Annotated in this window: 11 protein-coding genes; 9 read left to right on the forward strand and 2 right to left on the reverse strand. The window is 54.3% G+C overall.

Features of this window, described 5'->3' with window-relative positions:
• Window positions 1-207: 207 nt before the first annotated feature.
• The 4 genes from ABTV22_RS10735 to ABTV22_RS10750 all read left to right on the forward strand — a co-directional run bounded on the left by ABTV22_RS10735 (window position 208) and on the right by ABTV22_RS10750 (window position 5,129).
• Entirely contained in the window at window positions 208-690 is a 483-nt protein-coding gene (locus ABTV22_RS10735; protein WP_433740024.1) for a MarR family winged helix-turn-helix transcriptional regulator, read from the forward strand.
• A complete protein-coding gene (locus ABTV22_RS10740) occupies window positions 680-2,149 on the forward strand; it encodes an efflux transporter outer membrane subunit (protein ID WP_433740026.1) in 1,470 nt (489 codons plus the stop codon). The genes ABTV22_RS10735 and ABTV22_RS10740 overlap by 11 nt, the downstream gene beginning before the upstream one ends.
• A gap of 15 nt (window positions 2,150-2,164) precedes the next feature.
• Window positions 2,165-3,367 carry an HlyD family efflux transporter periplasmic adaptor subunit gene (locus tag ABTV22_RS10745; protein ID WP_433740028.1) on the forward strand — a complete coding sequence of 401 codons (1,203 nt, stop codon included), beginning with the start codon at window positions 2,165-2,167 and terminating at the stop codon, window positions 3,365-3,367.
• Between the two features lie 229 nt (window positions 3,368-3,596).
• Complete coding sequence (locus tag ABTV22_RS10750; RefSeq protein ID WP_433740030.1) at window positions 3,597-5,129, forward strand: DHA2 family efflux MFS transporter permease subunit; 1,533 nt, start codon at window positions 3,597-3,599, stop codon at window positions 5,127-5,129.
• Window positions 5,130-5,252: 123 nt separating this feature from the next.
• Here the strand turns inward: ABTV22_RS10750 and lpxH are convergent, their stop codons facing one another.
• Both lpxH and ABTV22_RS10760 read right to left on the reverse strand, forming a co-directional pair.
• The gene (lpxH, locus tag ABTV22_RS10755) at window positions 5,253-6,005 is read right to left on the reverse strand and encodes a UDP-2,3-diacylglucosamine diphosphatase (RefSeq protein ID WP_433740032.1); all 753 of its coding nucleotides are present in this window, start codon (window positions 6,003-6,005) and stop codon (window positions 5,253-5,255) included.
• The gene (locus ABTV22_RS10760) at window positions 6,002-6,505 is read right to left on the reverse strand and encodes a peptidylprolyl isomerase (protein WP_433740034.1); all 504 of its coding nucleotides are present in this window, start codon (window positions 6,503-6,505) and stop codon (window positions 6,002-6,004) included. The genes lpxH and ABTV22_RS10760 overlap by 4 nt, the downstream gene beginning before the upstream one ends.
• Before the next feature lie 250 nt (window positions 6,506-6,755).
• Between ABTV22_RS10760 and ABTV22_RS10765 the strand changes: the two genes are divergently transcribed.
• From ABTV22_RS10765 to ABTV22_RS10785, 5 genes are all read left to right on the forward strand, one after another.
• The gene (locus ABTV22_RS10765) at window positions 6,756-8,453 is read left to right on the forward strand and encodes a glutamine--tRNA ligase/YqeY domain fusion protein (RefSeq protein WP_433740036.1); all 1,698 of its coding nucleotides are present in this window, start codon (window positions 6,756-6,758) and stop codon (window positions 8,451-8,453) included.
• Window positions 8,454-8,469: 16 nt separating this feature from the next.
• The gene (gene cysS / locus ABTV22_RS10770; RefSeq protein ID WP_433740038.1) at window positions 8,470-9,852 is read left to right on the forward strand and encodes a cysteine--tRNA ligase; all 1,383 of its coding nucleotides are present in this window, start codon (window positions 8,470-8,472) and stop codon (window positions 9,850-9,852) included.
• Window positions 9,853-10,688: 836 nt separating this feature from the next.
• Window positions 10,689-14,096, forward strand: coding sequence for a hypothetical protein (locus ABTV22_RS10775; RefSeq protein ID WP_433740040.1), 3,408 nt, complete (start codon window positions 10,689-10,691; stop codon window positions 14,094-14,096).
• Window positions 14,097-14,100: 4 nt separating this feature from the next.
• The gene (locus ABTV22_RS10780; protein ID WP_433740042.1) at window positions 14,101-14,559 is read left to right on the forward strand and encodes a response regulator; all 459 of its coding nucleotides are present in this window, start codon (window positions 14,101-14,103) and stop codon (window positions 14,557-14,559) included.
• Window positions 14,556-15,794, forward strand: a complete 1,239-nt coding sequence (locus ABTV22_RS10785; RefSeq protein ID WP_433740044.1) for a hypothetical protein — start codon at window positions 14,556-14,558, stop codon at window positions 15,792-15,794. Before ABTV22_RS10780 ends, ABTV22_RS10785 begins: the two co-directional genes overlap by 4 nt.
• Window positions 15,795-17,148: the final 1,354 nt, after the last annotated feature.

Here is a 17,148-nt window from a genome sequence, read left to right on the forward strand (position 1 = left end):
CAAGATCAAAAGATCGCAGCCTTCGGCAGCTCCTACAGGGATACATAAACCTCTGTAGGAGCTGCCGAAGGCTGCGATCTTTTTGCTTTTATCCGACGCCATTGGTCAAGTATTTAGCTAGCAACCTAACTATTACGTTGACATTGGCTGCCTAGGCAGTAATATTTCGACATACATTCCCTGCCTAGGCAGTTAATTGGTGTTCAGATGAAGCATTTCTCCCCGGACAACTTCCACAATTGCCATCTCGGCCTCTTGCTCGGGCGCGCCGCGCTGCTCAAGGACCGGATCCTTGATACGCACATGGAACCCCACGGCATCACCGCCGCGCAGTTCAAGGTGTTGATCATCATTGCTCTGTACGGCGTCGACTCGCCGGGCGAGCTGTGCCGGTACTTGTCCCTGGACAGCGGCTCGATGACCCGCATGCTCGATCGCCTGGAGCAGAAAGGTTTCCTCGCCCGCCAACGCAGCGAAGCCGATCGCCGCCAGGTGCAGCTTGTACTCACCGAAGAAGGGCAGAAGCTCGCCGACCGCCTGCCGCACATCGGCGCTGACGCCATGAACGAGCTGGCAGGGGCGGTGACACCGGAGGAACTGAAAACCCTGGAGCACATCCTCAAGAAAATTTTGCTGGCGGCCGGTGACGCGATCACGGTGCTGCGCTTAGGTAGCGATAATGAACAGTAAGACCCTGCGTACCGGATTGAGCCTGGTGCTGTTGGCCATGAGCCTGGCCGGTTGCGCCAATTACAGCGGCCTGACCACCGAAGGCGTCAGCCTCGATGCAAAAAGCCTCAAGGCCGGCCAATCCCTCAGTGGCGTGACGCTGTCGCCGGCGGCCTGGCCAAAAAGCGACTGGTGGAAAAGCCTGGGCGACCCGCAACTCGACGGCCTGATCCGCGAAGCCCTGCACGACAGCCCGGACATGCAAATCGCCGACGCCCGTGCCCATCAGGCCGCCGCTGCCGCGTCCGCCACCGATGCTGAACGTATGCCGACCCTCGATGCCAGCGCCGGTGTCAGCCGTTCGCGGCTGGCCCGCGACCAGGATCCGACCGGGCAGGGTGGCCGTTATGCGACCCTGCGCAGCCTCGGCGCGAACTTCAATTACAACTTCGACCTGTGGGGCGGTCAGCGTGACGCCTGGGAAGCTGCGCTGGGCGAAGCCCGTGCCGCTGAAGTCGACCGGCAGGCCGCGCAACTGACCCTGTCCGCCGACGTGGCCCGCGCCTACAGCGACCTGGGGCAGGCGCACATCGTCTACGACCTGTCCGCCGAGGACCTCAAGCGCACCCGACAAATGCTCGACCTGAGCAAGCGGCGCCTGAGTGCCGGCATCGACAGCCAGTACCAGTTCCAACAGACCGAAAGCCTGGAAGCCACCTCGCAAGCCAACCTGATCGACGCCGAGAAGCGTCTGAACAGCGCGAAAATAGCCCTGGCCGTGTTGCTGGGCAAAGGCCCCGACCGTGGCAATGAAATCGTCCGGCCGAACATCCTCAAGGCCAGCGCCGTGGCGTTGCCATCGGTACTTCCGGCCGAGTTGCTCGGTCGTCGTCCAGACCTGGTCGCCGCGCGCTGGCGGGTGGAAGCGGCGAGCAAGAACATCGATGCCGGCAAGACCCGTTTCTATCCCAATTTGAACCTCAGTGCCGCGGCCGGTGCCGAATCCTTGTTGGGTGATGCGATGTTCGGTTCGGCGAGCCGCTTCTTCAACATTGCACCAACGATTTCCGTGCCGATTTTCGATGGTGGCCGCCTGCGCGCCGACCTCGATTCCCGCGATGCCGACTACGACCTCGCGGTGGCGCAATACAACAAAAGCCTGGTCAGGGCGCTGGGTGATGTCAGCGACAGCATCAACCAGTTGCGTGACATCGGTCGGCAAATCGCCGCCCAGCAACACGCCACTGACATCGCCCAGGATTCCTACAACACCGTGGTCCAGCGGTACGGTTCCGGCATCGGAAACTATCTGGACGTGCTCAGCATCGAGCAGCAATTGCTTCAGGCCCAGCGTCAGCTGGCCAACCTGAATGCCGAGCAGATCGATCTGTCGATCCAACTGATGCAGGCGCTGGGTGGTGGTTTTCAGCCTGAGGCCATCGCCTCGGTGAACGCTGCTCCAGCCACGCTGACTCAATAATTCAAGGGACTTGTCATGGCCACTGCCGATACAACTCAATCTTCTGAAAACGCTCCCGGTAACCCTAACGCGGGCAAGCGCAAGTTCATGCTGCTGGCCCTTGCCGTGGTGGTCGCACTGTGTGGCGCGGGTGTCTGGGCTTACCACGAGTTCTACGGACGCTTTAGCGAAAGCACCGACGACGCCTATGTGAACGGCAACGTGGTGGAAATCACCCCGCTGGTCACTGGCACCGTGGTGAGCATTGGCGCCGACGATGGTGATCTGGTGCAAGAAGGCCAGGTGCTGGTGAACTTCGACCCCAATGACGCCGAAATCGGTTTGCAAAATGCCCAGGCCCAACTGGCACGCACCGTGCGTCAGGTGCGCGGCCTGTACAGCAATGTCGATGGCATGAAGGCCCAGGTCAATGCGCAACAGGCCGAAGTGCAGAAAGCCCAGGACAACTACAACCGCCGGAAAAACCTCGCCGCTGGCGGGGCGATTTCTCAGGAAGAACTGTCCCATGCCCGTGATGACCTGACCTCGGCGCAAAATGCCCTGGCCGACGTCAAGCAGAAGCTGAAAACCACCAGCGCGCTGGTCGACGACACCGTGGTGTCCTCGCATCCGGACGTGATGGCCGCTGCCGCGCAAGTGCGTCAGGCCTACCTGAACAATGCCCGCAGCACCTTGATCGCGCCGGTCACCGGCTACGTGGCCAAGCGGACCGTGCAACTGGGGCAGCGCGTGCAGCCGGGTACGGCCTTGATGGCGGTGATCCCGCTGGATCAGTTGTGGATCGACGCCAACTTCAAGGAAACCCAATTGCGCGACATGCGCATTGGCCAACCGGTGGAGATCGAAACCGATCTTTACGGCAGCAGCGTGAAATACAGCGGCACCATCGACAGCCTCGGCGCCGGTACCGGCAGCGCGTTTGCCTTACTGCCGGCGCAGAACGCCACCGGTAACTGGATCAAGATCGTGCAGCGTGTGCCAGTGCGCATTCATGTCAATGCCGAGGAACTGGCCAAGCACCCGTTGCGGGTCGGCCTGTCGACCATGGTCGATGTCGACCTGCGCGACCAGAGCGGCCCGGTGCTGGCGCAACAGCCGCCACAAAAGGCGTCGTTCAGCACCAGCATCTATGACCGCCAGTTGGCCGAGGCCGACGCCATGATCACCCAACTGATTCATGACAACAGCGCCGCGGTCAGCAAGACCGCGAACCGCTGATACCGACCCTTGTAGGAATGTACCTGTGTGGCGAGGGGATTTAGCGAAACGTCGCACCGCCCCGTTGGGCTGCGAAGCGGCCCCAGAACCTGAAACCGCGGTGTGTCATGTACATCGCGAGTAACGGTATCAGGGCTGCTGCGCAACCCAGCGGGGATAAATCCCCTCGCCACAAAGGCTCGCTCCTACAGGGGATTAGCTGCGACCGTATGGTTTCATAGGAATTGCGATGAGCAATAACGCGTCATTCACGCCGCCTAGCCTGGTGCTCAGCACCATCGGCCTGTCGCTGGCAACCTTCATGCAAGTGCTCGACACCACCATCGCCAACGTGGCGTTGCCGACGATATCCGGCAACCTGGGCGTGAGTGCGGAGCAGGGCACTTGGGTGATCACTTCGTTCGCCGTGAGCAACGCCATCGCCTTGCCACTGACCGGTTGGCTCAGCCGGCGTTTTGGTGAGGTGAAGCTGTTCGTCTGGGCCACGCTATTGTTCGTGCTGGCGTCGTTTCTGTGCGGGATTTCCAGTTCCATGCCGGAACTGGTGGGCTTTCGGGTCCTGCAAGGCGTGGTGGCAGGGCCGTTGTACCCGATGACCCAGACGCTGCTGATTGCGGTCTACCCCCCGGCGAAACGGGGGCTGGCCCTGGCATTGCTGGCAATGGTCACGGTGGTGGCGCCGATTGCCGGGCCGATTCTCGGCGGCTGGATCACTGACAGCTACAGCTGGCCGTGGATTTTCTTCATCAACGTGCCCGTCGGCCTGTTCGCGGCATGGGTGGTCACGCAACAGATGAAGAAACGTCCGGTGGTCACCAGCCGCCAACCGATGGATTACGTCGGTCTGATCGCCTTGATCATCGGCGTCGGCGCGTTGCAGATCGTCCTCGACAAAGGCAACGACGCGGACTGGTTCGAATCGAATTTCATCATTATCGGCTCAGTGATTTCGGTGGTGGCCCTGGCGTTCTTCGTGATCTGGGAAATGACCGATGAACACCCGGTGGTGAACCTGCGTCTGTTTGCCCATCGCAACTTCCGCTACGGCACCATCGTGCTGATTCTGGGTTACGCAGGGTTCTTCGGGATCAACCTGATCCTGCCGCAGTGGCTGCAAACGCGACTGGGCTACACCGCGACCTGGGCCGGTTTTGCCGTGGCACCGCTGGGGATCCTGCCGGTACTGATGGCGCCGTTTGTCGGTAAATACGCACCGAAGTTCGATATGCGTGTGCTGGCGGGGTTGGCGTTCCTGGCCATCGGCCTGAGCTGTTTCATGCGTGCCGGGTTCACCAATGAAGTGGACTTCCAGCACATCGCCATGGTGCAGCTGTTCATGGGCATCGGCGTGGCGTTGTTCTTCATGCCGACCCTGACCATCCTGCTGTCCGATTTGCCGCCACACCAGATTGCCGATGGTTCGGGTCTGGCCACCTTCCTGCGGACCCTGGGCGGCAGTTTCGCGGCCTCCCTGACCACCTGGATCTGGATCCGTCGCGCCGACCAGCACCATGCCTACCTCACCGAAAGCATCACCCCGTTCGACCCGGCGACCCGCGAGACGTTGACGCAACTGGGCGGGGCAGGGGCCAAGGCCTATACGCAGTTGGAGCAGACGGTGATCAGCCAGGCGTACATCATGTCCACGGTGGACTACTTCACCTTGTTGGGCTGGATGTTCATGGGGTTGATATTGATCGTGTGGCTGGCCAAGCCGCCGTTCACCGCCAAGGCCGGGCCTGCGGCCTCTGCCGGCCACTGATCCGAACGCGATCATTGTAGGAGCCGGCTTGCTGGTGATAGCGGTGTATCAGGTGCATTGAAGTCATCTGACATGCCGCTGTCGCCAGCAAGCCGGCTCCTACGAAGATTTTGTGTTCGGCAGTCAGGTGGTGGGAGCTGCCAATTGCGGGGGCGGGGCGAAATCGAACGGCGCCAGGGCAAATCCCTGCTCATCCACTTGTAATGCCCAGCCTTGCTTATCCCAATCCCCCAGCACAATCCGCCGCGCCGCCTGGTCGCCCAGCTGCAATTTGTGGATGGCCGGACGGTGAGTATGGCCATGGATCAGGGTTTTCACGCCGTATTGCTGCATGATCCGCGGGATCTCTTCGGGCGTGACGTCGACGATGTCATTGGCCTTCATCTGTGTTTGCGCACGGCTTTCACTGCGCAGCTTGCGCGCCAGTTTATGCCGCGTACTCAACGGTAGATGCCGCAGGATGAACAGGGTGATGGGGTTACGCAGGTAGCGACGCAGCTTCATGTAGGCTTCGTCGCGGGTGCAGAGGCTGTCGCCGTGCATCAACAGCACCGGTTCGCCGTTGAACGGCACGACACTCGGATCTTTCAGCAAGGTGCAGCCGGCCTGCTTGCAGAAGGCCTGGCCGAGCATGAAATCGCGATTGCCGTGCATCAGGAAAATGGCCGTGCCGCTGTCGCTCAACTCACGCAGGGCCTGGCAGATGGAACGCTGGAAGGGGGTCATGGCGTCGTCGCCAATCCACACTTCGAAAAAGTCGCCCAGAATGTACAACGCACTCGCCGAGCGGGCGCGTCCGGCGAGCAAATCCAGAAACGCCCGGGTAATGTCCGGGCGCTCCTCTTCCAGATGCAAGTCTGAAATCAGCAATATCACTCAATGATCTCGGCTTTCTCGATGATCACGTCGTCTGCTGGTACGTCCTGGTGGCCGGCCTTGGAAGTGGTGGCAACGCCTTTGATCTTGTCGACAACGTCGGTGCCTGCGGTCACTTTACCGAATACCGCGTAGCCCCAGCCTTGAACGTTCTTGCCGCTGTGGTTCAGGAAGCTGTTGTCGGTCACGTTGATGAAGAACTGTGCCGAAGCCGAATGCGGCTCCATGGTACGGGCCATGGCGATGGTGTATTTGTCGTTGGAAAGACCGTTGTCGGCTTCGTTCTGGATGCTTGGACGCTTGTCTTTCTTTTCTTTCATGCCTGGCTCGAAACCGCCGCCCTGGATCATGAAGTTGCCGATGACGCGGTGGAAAACGGTGTTTTCGTAGTGGCCGGCTTTGACGTATTCAACGAAGTTGGCAACGGTGATCGGTGCCTTTTCAGCGTTCAGTTCGAGGACGATGTCGCCGAAGTTGGTGGTCAATTTGACTTGGGTCATGTTGGCTACTCTTTCAAGGAATTCGTGGGTTTCGGGCTGCAAGGCCCCCAACCGTGTTGGCCTGTTTGGACCAAGGTGCGCAGTTTAGCGCGACGGACGCGAATTTCGAGGCTGTTTTTCGTTTAGATCCGATTAAATGCAGCGGTTTTTAGGCCTGCCCTGTCTGCGGCCTGACGGCATCGGCTATGATAGCGGCTTTGTTTTGTCAGGCCCTTATTCTCGGCCACGCACTTGTACGTTCAAGGATCCTATGAGCAAGCCCACTGTCGACCCTACCTCGAATTCCAAGACCGGCCCTGCCGTGCCGGTCAACTTCCTGCGGCCGATCATCCAGGCAGACCTGGACTCGGGTAAGCACACGCAGATCGTCACCCGTTTCCCGCCTGAGCCCAACGGCTACCTGCACATCGGTCACGCCAAGTCGATCTGTGTGAACTTCGGTCTGGCCCAGGAATTCGGTGGCGTCACGCACCTGCGTTTCGACGACACCAACCCGGCCAAGGAAGACCAGGAATACATCGACGCGATCGAAAGCGACGTCAAGTGGCTGGGCTTTGAATGGGCCGGCGAAGTGCGTTATGCCTCGCAGTACTTTGACCAGTTGCACGACTGGGCCGTCGAGCTGATCAAAGCCGGCAAGGCTTATGTCGACGACCTGACCCCCGAGCAGGCCAAGGAATACCGTGGCAGCCTGACCGAACCTGGCAAGAACAGCCCGTTCCGCGACCGTTCGGTGGAAGAGAACCTGGACTGGTTCGCCCGCATGCGCGCCGGCGAGTTCCCGGACGGCGCACGCGTGCTGCGGGCCAAGATCGACATGGCCTCGCCGAACATGAACCTGCGCGACCCGATCCTGTACCGCATCCGTCACGCTCACCACCACCAGACCGGTGACAAGTGGTGCATCTACCCCAACTACGACTTCACCCACGGTCAGTCGGACGCCATCGAAGGCATCACCCACTCGATCTGCACCCTGGAGTTCGAAGGCCATCGTCCGCTGTACGACTGGTTCCTCGACAACCTGTCGGTGCCGTGCAAGCCGCGTCAGTACGAGTTCAGCCGCCTGAACCTGAACTACACCATCACCAGCAAGCGCAAGCTCAAACAGTTGGTCGATGAAAAGCACGTCAACGGCTGGGACGATCCGCGCATGTCCACGCTGTCGGGCTTCCGTCGCCGTGGCTACACGCCGAAGTCGATCCGCAACTTCTGCGAAATGATCGGCACCAACCGTTCCGACGGCGTGGTGGACTTCGGCATGCTCGAGTTCAGCATCCGTGACGACCTCGACCAGAGCGCACCGCGCGCCATGTGCGTGCTGCGTCCGCTGAAAGTCGTGATCACCAACTACCCGGAAGGCCAGGTCGAAAACCTCGAGCTGCCATGCCACCCGAAAGAAGACATGGGCGTGCGCGCGCTGCCGTTTGCCCGTGAAATCTATATCGACCGTGAAGACTTCATGGAAGAGCCGCCCAAAGGCTACAAGCGCCTGGAACCGGCTGGCGAAGTGCGTCTGCGCGGCAGCTACGTGATCCGTGCCGACGAGGCGATCAAGGACGCCGACGGCAACATCGTCGAGCTGCGTTGCTCCTACGACCCGGACACCCTGGGCAAGAACCCTGAGGGTCGCAAGGTCAAGGGCGTGATCCACTGGGTGCCGGCCGCCGCCAGCGTCGAGTGCGAAGTGCGTCTGTACGACCGTCTGTTCCGCTCCGCCAACCCGGAGAAGGCCGAAGACGGCGCCAGCTTCCTGGACAACATCAACCCTGATTCGCTGCAGGTACTCACCGGTTGTCGTGCCGAGCCTTCGCTGGGCAATGCACAGCCGGAAGACCGTTTCCAGTTCGAGCGCGAAGGTTACTTCGTCGCCGATATCAAGGACTCGAAACCAGGCCAGCCGGTATTCAACCGTACCGTGACCCTGCGTGATTCGTGGGGCCAGTGATTCAAGGATTTATGACGTGCTAACGATCTACAACACGCTCACCAAGAGCAAAGAAGTCTTCAAGCCGCTCGATGGCAACAAGGTGCGCATGTACGTGTGCGGCATGACCGTGTACGACTACTGCCACCTGGGCCACGGCCGCAGCATGGTCGCCTTCGACCTGGTCACCCGCTGGCTGCGGTTCAGCGGTTACGACCTGACCTACGTGCGCAACATCACCGACATCGACGACAAGATCATCAACCGGGCCAACGAGAACGGCGAGTCGTTCGAAGCCTTGACCGAGCGCATGATCGCGGCGATGCACGAAGACGAAGCGCGCCTGAACATCAAGAAGCCGGACATGGAGCCGCGTGCCACCGACCACATCCCTGGCATGCACGCAATGATCCAGACCCTGATCGACAAGGGTTACGCCTACGCCCCGGGCAACGGCGACGTGTACTACCGCGTCGGCAAGTTCATGGGCTACGGCAAGCTGTCGCGCAAGAAGATCGAAGACCTGCGCATCGGCGCGCGCATCGAAGTCGACGAGTCCAAGCAGGACCCGCTGGACTTCGTACTGTGGAAAGCCGCCAAACCGGGCGAGCCGAGCTGGGAATCGCCATGGGGCGCCGGGCGTCCGGGCTGGCACATCGAATGCTCGGTGATGTCCACCTGCTGCCTCGGTGAAACCTTCGACATTCATGGCGGCGGCAGTGACCTTGAGTTCCCGCACCACGAAAACGAAATCGCCCAGAGCGAAGCGGCCACCGGCAAGACCTACGCCAACGCGTGGATGCATTGCGGCATGATCCGCATCAATGGCGAGAAGATGTCCAAGTCCTTGAACAACTTCTTCACCATCCGCGACGTGCTCGACAAGTACCACCCGGAAGTCGTGCGTTACCTGCTGGTGTCGAGCCATTACCGCAGCGCCATCAACTACTCGGAAGACAACCTCAAGGACGCCAAGGGCGCCCTGGAGCGTTTCTACCACGCGTTGAAAGGCCTGCCGAGCGTGGCCCCGGCGGGCGGCGAAGCCTTCGTCGAGCGCTTCACCCAGGTGATGAACGACGACTTCGGCACGCCGGAAGCCTGCGCGGTGCTGTTCGAGATGGTGCGCGAGATCAACCGCCTGCGCGAAAGCGATCTGGATGCAGCGGCCGGTCTGGCAGCGCGTTTGAAGGAACTGGCTAGCGTGTTGGGTGTGTTGCAACTCGAAGCCGATGACTTCCTGCAAGCCGGCGCCGAAGGGCGTGTGGACGCGGCTGAAGTCGAGGCGCTGATCGCGGCTCGCCTGGCGGCGCGTGCTGGTAAAGATTGGGCCGAATCCGACCGCATCCGTGACCAGCTCACGGCCATGGGCGTGGTGCTGGAAGACGGTAAGGGCGGGACGACCTGGCGGTTGGCTGACTGATTGTTGTGTTCGCTACAAACAAAACCCGCCTTGTGCGGGTTTTTTTATGTCGTAACATATTGTTTTATATGGGGTAAAGTTGTGTATGTTGTGATAGCCCCACACTGAGCCCCACACCAATTGCTTGCGTGAAGGGTTGATGGCTTGCCAAACAGGCAGCAGTGCACACCTAACTGCACACCAGCCCAAGCTACACCGTGCAACTGCCCCATAAGCATGCTGTAGCGGCCCTGTTGGGCGCGCAGGTGGATTGCCCCTACCTTTTTGCGGCGGTTAGGGGCCTAGCCCCACGCGGCCACCCACAGCCCTAAGTGCCCCCCCCCCCCCCGGTGAAGTAAAATACGGTGGGGTATGTGCCGGTTTGTAGACATCCACGAAAAATTTGTAGTTTCTAAGTGTCTGGTACTACCAGTACGCAGCCAGCCGGCAGAAGCTCGCGATGGGCCATACATGGACTCAAATCGCCAATCTGAGGTTGTCCGGAGATAGGAGTGTCGCGTTATACCAGCGCTATCAAGGAAATTTTTTCGGAGTGGTGGCAAAACGCCGGACAAATGGACATGCTATGAGGGTCATGTATACAAGGCGGCAGTGGAACGACAGACCTTCGTTTCCTGCGTCAAAGGACTGCCCAGTCTTAGACTATGGGCGAATGTCAAAAAATTAAGTATTAAGGAAGATTAAGCTTGAAGCGCCAATTTTACAGTAAATGCACACGATATTATTGCCCAGAAGTGCGTGATGCGTTCCTGATGGAACTTGGGTAAGCATGATGTCTAAATGGCTAAGGCATCTAGTTATTATGCTAATAAAATCTCAAGGGTAGCGTGATAAAATTGAGCGCAAAAAATAGAAAAAATGTTGGAAAGTCTACGTCTAAAGAAAATTCAGCAAGTTCTTTTAAGCGAGTGCTTCACGCCACCCGTGAATTGAGATACGGGGTTGGGCTTGCACGTTCATCGTTTGAGCCAATGCATTTTCCTGCAATTGTTAGGCAGCTCGGCTGCCAGCAAATATATAAAAAACTCTTCGCTCCAGTAACCTTTCCTAAAAATCTAAAGGATTATCCTGCTCGTCGTCGTCTTGTAAAAATTACGGCCGCAGGAGAAATAATTTGGACAGCCTCGGTTCTTGCGTTATTCAGTGCTGAGCTTAAAGAGTTTGTTGCACTTAAGACAAAATTTCAATTAAGTTACTTTAATGGAGAGTTTGACTCGGCTGCAGAGATTTTAGACGAGATCCAGTTGAAGTTTGGATTCTCTTTGTGGCTTATTCACAGTAAATTAAATTTCCTGCAAAGCGCGAAAGGCTTGAAAGCTCAAAAAGATTTCTTGGAAGAGGTGCTTTCAGCTGGAAGCCCTAACCAAATAGTTACTTGGGTTTCTTATTATTTAAGTCTTCAAGCTGAGGTAAGCGTCTCTTTTGCGGATTTTAGCGACGAAGTATCACACATGATAGGGGGTGGTGAGCTCAGTGATTATGTGGTGCGCAAGCTACTTCCTATTGAGTCAGCGCGGATTTCGGATCCTTCAACTGCAATAAGTTGGGATGAGCCCCACTGCATAATAGATAGATTTGAAACTCTCGTTGCTATGAGTGTTCTGTATTTCTCAAGAAATGGAGTTTCTGCTAGCAATGAAATTCTTGTAGCATTTAGCCAAATAGAGGATGTTGGAGATGTTCGCGTAACAAGAACCTTGCAGGTCGCACGTGACCAATACTCCCCTGATGAATTTGACTTTTTGGCATGGGCGGACTTGTATACGACAGGTCAGTACCAAAGCGTTATAAGTGGCGATTGCGAGATTTTGGAATTAATCGCAAGAAGCTATGCTTGCGCCAATGAAGCCAAGGTAGAAATAAAACCAAGCTCGATTAAGCAAAATATAATTAGGCTGATGTATCAAAGTTTGATTTTTGATACTGATAAGGCTCAGGCTGACAAGGCTTTAAAGAAAATAGCGCTCACATGTGCAGGGCATCATTATGCCAGCCAAATAGGTGCATTTTTGCATCGGAGTCATGATGTTCTGTTTAAAGATTCGCCAACTGAACTACAGAATATTAATGCGCTAACTGGGCCAGGTGACAATCCGTGGAGCGCGCCCGTCTTTGATAAGCTCTCGACGAATGGATGGTTTTCTGTTTTGAAGGGTAAGTATCCTCAATCTCCATCATTGATCTTGAGGGGCGTACTCGCGGAGGGGGACGTCGAACCACTACGCAGCTGTCTTGGACTTCCCTCTTATCGTCGTGCTGCATATGAGGGGCACGCTAGCATGGCCACCTCGAATTACGCAAAGGCTATAATTTGCTATACCGATATGGCTAGTTCGAGTGTGAAATATATTTCAAATGCAGCAAGAATTTATTTGTTTGATGCCTATATGGCAATGATGGATTTTGAATCAGCCATGTATTTGGTTGTTGATCATTGCATTGAGTCGCCTTCTGCTGCACGAGCATACCCGCTTGAGAAGTTAGTAAATACTTGTATTGGAAAAACCGAGCTTCAAGAAAGTATTGGGCTTGCGATCCTGATTTTCATTGCTACAAAAAACGGCATAGGTAAATTTGAGCGTGATTTATCTGACACATACGAAAACGCACTAAGCGCTTTGGGTATATCACGCCCTACGGAGCTGGTTCAGCTTATATCTACTGATAATTATTCGCGCTACATCTACTTCCTTAGAAATATATGTGTTCCTAGGTTGATGGATGACACAACGCTGTTTGAGTCCTTGGATGAAATCGATAGCGAGCGAATACTTATCTGCCAGGAGTTACTGCAGCTTGATCCACAGAATGAGCAGTCCTATCTGAGCGAAATTAGGATAATTACTAGAGACAATAATGTAGCAAAGCTTTTGGAGCAAGTGCAAAGTAGTAAAATATTTGTCGATGAAGATGGAATAAAGCAGGTTCTTGAAGCAAGCTTGTTAAGCTCGTTTGGACGATACACAGAATTATTAAGCTCGCCGACACTCGCTTATCAAGCCGAAAAATTATCCAAAATACTAATGGATTTAATAAATAGTACTAATAATACTGATATTCGAAGCTTGAAGCTACCAGCAACGGAGCTGGAAGGTTTGTTTCGCTCAATGCTTTTGGAGTGTGTTTATCAGTTCGCATTTAATCCTGCTTACGGTCTTGATACGCATGTAAGTACTACCATTCGACATGGGTCTTTTGAAGGGCATCTTCGAAGCCCCCTAGCAGTGGAGGACTTGCTTTGCGTTAAGACACAAACAGAATATGTTCTGCCTGAAAGCTGGCTAAACAAGCTCAAGGATTGGGATGAGGATGAAGTAAGTCGAGTCACAAAGGCGCTGGGGAAATTTACTCAATCATTTGAGGATCTAGTTGTCTCATATCTAAAAGAAAAACTGCATATGAAAACAACGGATCTTCCTCAAGGTATGTTTTCGTTTGATGGTGCATCCAGGATGTCGGGCAAGGTCATGGATAGCATTACAACTAACACAGATTTTGATACTCTCTGTGATCGCCTTATTTCTTACTGTTGGGATCTTACTGAGTTATCGCTACAAAATATTAGAAATGACTTGAAGTATACGCTTACCACACAAATGTCTTTTCATTTTGAAAGTCTATTGCGCTCTATTGAATTAGATGCGTCGCGTCTAAAGGTTGCACCGCTCATAGATTCAATAGTCCGTGCAAAAACGGCATTTCAAGTAGCGGTTGCTGATGTGTCTGAATGGTTTAGGCGGCCAAGTAATTTGGCTCGCGAACCTTTCGACCTCGAATTGGCTGTGCATGTAGCAATACAGCAGGTTAAAAACTGCTATGTAAAAACGCCTATTCAACCAACATTAGAAATAGACGTCCCGTACAAAATAGATGGTTCAATGCTGGACGGCCTATGCGAAATATTCTTTATTTTGCTCCAAAACGTAATTATCCATGGTGGAGTGCAGAATGAGCCGGTTCCAGTCAGTCTCAAAGCCAGAACTGAAAAATCGAGCATTATAATTGAATGCTCAAATAAACTGAGCAATCTTCTCTCTGTCGAGGAGCGGAGAGATGCCGCAAGCCAAGCTATGAGTTCTTACGAGCGCGATTCGGCTCTACGCAGGGCTAGGAAGGAGGGTGGGTCAGGCTTGTCGAAAGTTTGGAGAATTGCAGAGTTTGATCTGAGAACGGACCATGGTCTGCTTCTTGCTGTGTTGGATGACGGTACATTTAATACGAATTTGACTATGACGCCGAGATAGCTCGATGACGATATATATAGTTGAAGATAGTGCACTGAAGGCGAATAATATAATTTCGTTTTTGAGTGAGTTTTACGGTGAGGACGAGCAGTTGAGGCTGTTCTTGAGCTTTCAGAGCGGCTTAAAAGCTTTAGAGCTTGAGCCACCTGGACTCGTGATATTAGATATGACTTTACCTACCTTCGATAGACGCCCAAATGCAAGAGAGGGCAGGCTTAGGCCGTTGGGGGGGTATGATATAATGAGAAAGTTAAAGCTAAAAAATATTAATACAAAAGTAATAGTTGTCACTCAGTTGGAGTCGTTTGGTGACGACGAAGACGAGGTCAGTTTTAAAGAAATAACTGCGCAATGCTATCGAGAGTTCCCTGAGTTTTTTTTAGGTAGCGTTTATTATGATCAAAACGGAACCAGTTGGCGGCATGAACTGGAGAAAATTTTAAGGATGCTTGGTGGGAAATGATAAAAATTCTATTGGTAGATGATGATAGTGAGAAACACCGGGTAATCACTAAGGTGGTTTTGGAGGTTCCTGGGATAGAAGATGACTCTATTGATCATGTATATGATGTGGTTGCAGCTAAAAAAGCGATTCGATCGAATCGCTATGACTTAGTTATACTTGATATTAATCTCGCACGAAACTCCAATAGCGGCCCGGAAGTAGGTGCGGGGTTAGATGTGTTGCATTTTATTAAGAATAATAATCACGCTAAGAGGCCGGGTTGTTTATTTGGGTTAACTGCATTCGACGATGGTGCGGAGATTGCGGCTTCAGAGTTTTCATCGCCTCTTTGGAAGTTGATGAGGTTTTCCTATACTGAGTTATCTTGGTGTCAGCCACTGAAGGAAGCACTGATATACTTGCAAGAGCTCAATAAGCCGCCTTTCACTAATGATGGTAAGAACTATCATTACGACCTTGCAATATTTACGGCCATTCAAGAAGAACTTGATAGTTTACTCTCGCTCTCATCGTGGACCAAAATTACGGTGCCATATGATCACGCTGATTACTACGAAACTATTTTGCAAGGGCCGGATGGTAGCCTAAAAGCGGTAGCCACCGTTGCTCCGCGAATGGGGATGCCGTCAGCGGCAGTTTCTAGCTCAAAACTCATTCATAACTTCCGCCCAAAATATCTTGCCATAGTTGGTATTTGTGCAGGAGTAAGAGGGAAGTCTGAACTGGGTGATATACTCATTGCCGATCCATGCTTTGACTGGGGAAGTGGCAAATGGCAGAGAGAAACAGAATCGGGAGTTCTTCGATTCCGCCCAGCCACCTACCAATGGCGGCTAGATGAATCGCTTAGAGCAGCAGCTAAATCCGTTGCATCGGATGAAAAATTTTTACGTGATTTGCATTATAACTACGAGGGCAAAAAACCCACGCAGCGTCCAGAAGTCCATATCGAAGCGATGGCGAGTGGTGCCTCGGTGCTGCAAGCTACCTCTTTAATGGAGGATGTGCGTGACCTCCATAAAAATTTGGTAGGTGTTGAGATGGAAAGCTACGCTGTCTTCACAGCTGCTCAACATGCGGCTGAGCCGCGACCACTATGTATTTCAGTAAAGTCAGTTTGTGATTTTGGTGATGAGACAAAATCAGATGATGTACATCATTATGCTGCGCATACTAGCTCTGCATTTTTGATTCAGCTTGCAAAGCTAGCATTGGTGGAGCCAACTATTTAGCTTTTGATCGCCTGGTGCTGGGGTAAACCACAAACATTATGTAATCGATAGTGTTTTAATTTCTGTGTTTGTAGATGTTTATCTGCGCCTTAAAAGTCGATGATTTTTGAGGCGCTTTTTATCTACAGAAAATATTTTCAAATGGAAGTTGGCTTGTATTCTGCTTGGTTCGGTTTTATTTTTAGTAAAAATCTAGAGTTGTTGATAGAGATGGTGTGCAGTAATTTTGTTGAATGGTAAGTGTTCATGTTGCGCACAGTTATTGCCTTGGTTGTGATAAGGAGCGGCCCTGTTTTGAGTCTTTTAGGCGCTTCGATTGCACTATCTTATTATATGGGTTTTGATTTGGATTTGCAGTGTGCAGCAATGCAAAGCTAATGGCGGCCTTAGTGCGTGGTAAAATAAGTGTACCATGCCACTACCAAAGGGCCGCCACTGTGCAGCGCGCAGACCTACCTACGCTGGACATCAGAACCCTGCTGCATCAAGGGTTACTGAGGGACTCCACACCCGGCACTTTGAGTTTAGGCGAGTTGAAATTTGACTGCGTAGCGCCTGACCGTTCAGCACTGTTAGTTAGTTGGAGCAGCAATCAGCAAGCGTTGCTTCTCCGATGGGTCGGCGTGCGTGGCCGTCCTGGCGCGCATAGAGTTTGCTGGTATTGCCCTCTGTGCGGAAAACCTACTCATTTACTATACCTGCTCGAAACTTTCGCCTGCGCCAAGTGCCATGGGCTGCGTTCTGGGCTTGGTACTGCTGAGCGTTTGCGCAGGGCAAAGGACGCCGTAGCTTTGTTGGAAGCAACAGCACAAGGGCCAAAGGCGTTGCTGGCAGAACTAGCGAGCAGGTCTGTCGTGCAACCCAGCGGCATAGCGGTTCTTGTCACTGGCCCGATAGCACCCTTAGTCGAGATGGTGGGGCGGCGTGATGCCGAAAGCAGGGCAGCGCTCCAGCGGGCTCAGCGTGAACAGCGTCTAGCGGCGATTCGCCGCGCCAAGCGGGAGCAGCAGCCATGAAGACGGGCGAGGTCCCAGCGCTGGAGTTGGGCCTATTGCGGCGGTTAGGTGGCCTGGAGCTCGGCACCAAGCTGGAGTTGGAAGCCGACGGGGTAAGCATTGCGACGCTAGCACTAAGTGCCACGCAGCTCCAAGTGACAGCCGGTGATGTGGTGCAGCAAGTTGAGGTCGTAACAAACCGGTGGGGCGGCTACCTCCGCTGCCCTTATTGCTCAGCGCTCCGAACTAAGTTGTATATGGTGAAGCGGCTGGCGTGCCGAGCTTGTCATAGGCTAGTACGTGGCACGTCGCACGACGATGTACTAACAACCCGCAGGGCGTACCTGCGCCGATTGCTG

Source organism: Pseudomonas putida, assembly GCF_050990305.1.
GTDB lineage: Bacteria > Pseudomonadota > Gammaproteobacteria > Pseudomonadales > Pseudomonadaceae > Aquipseudomonas > Aquipseudomonas putida_AH.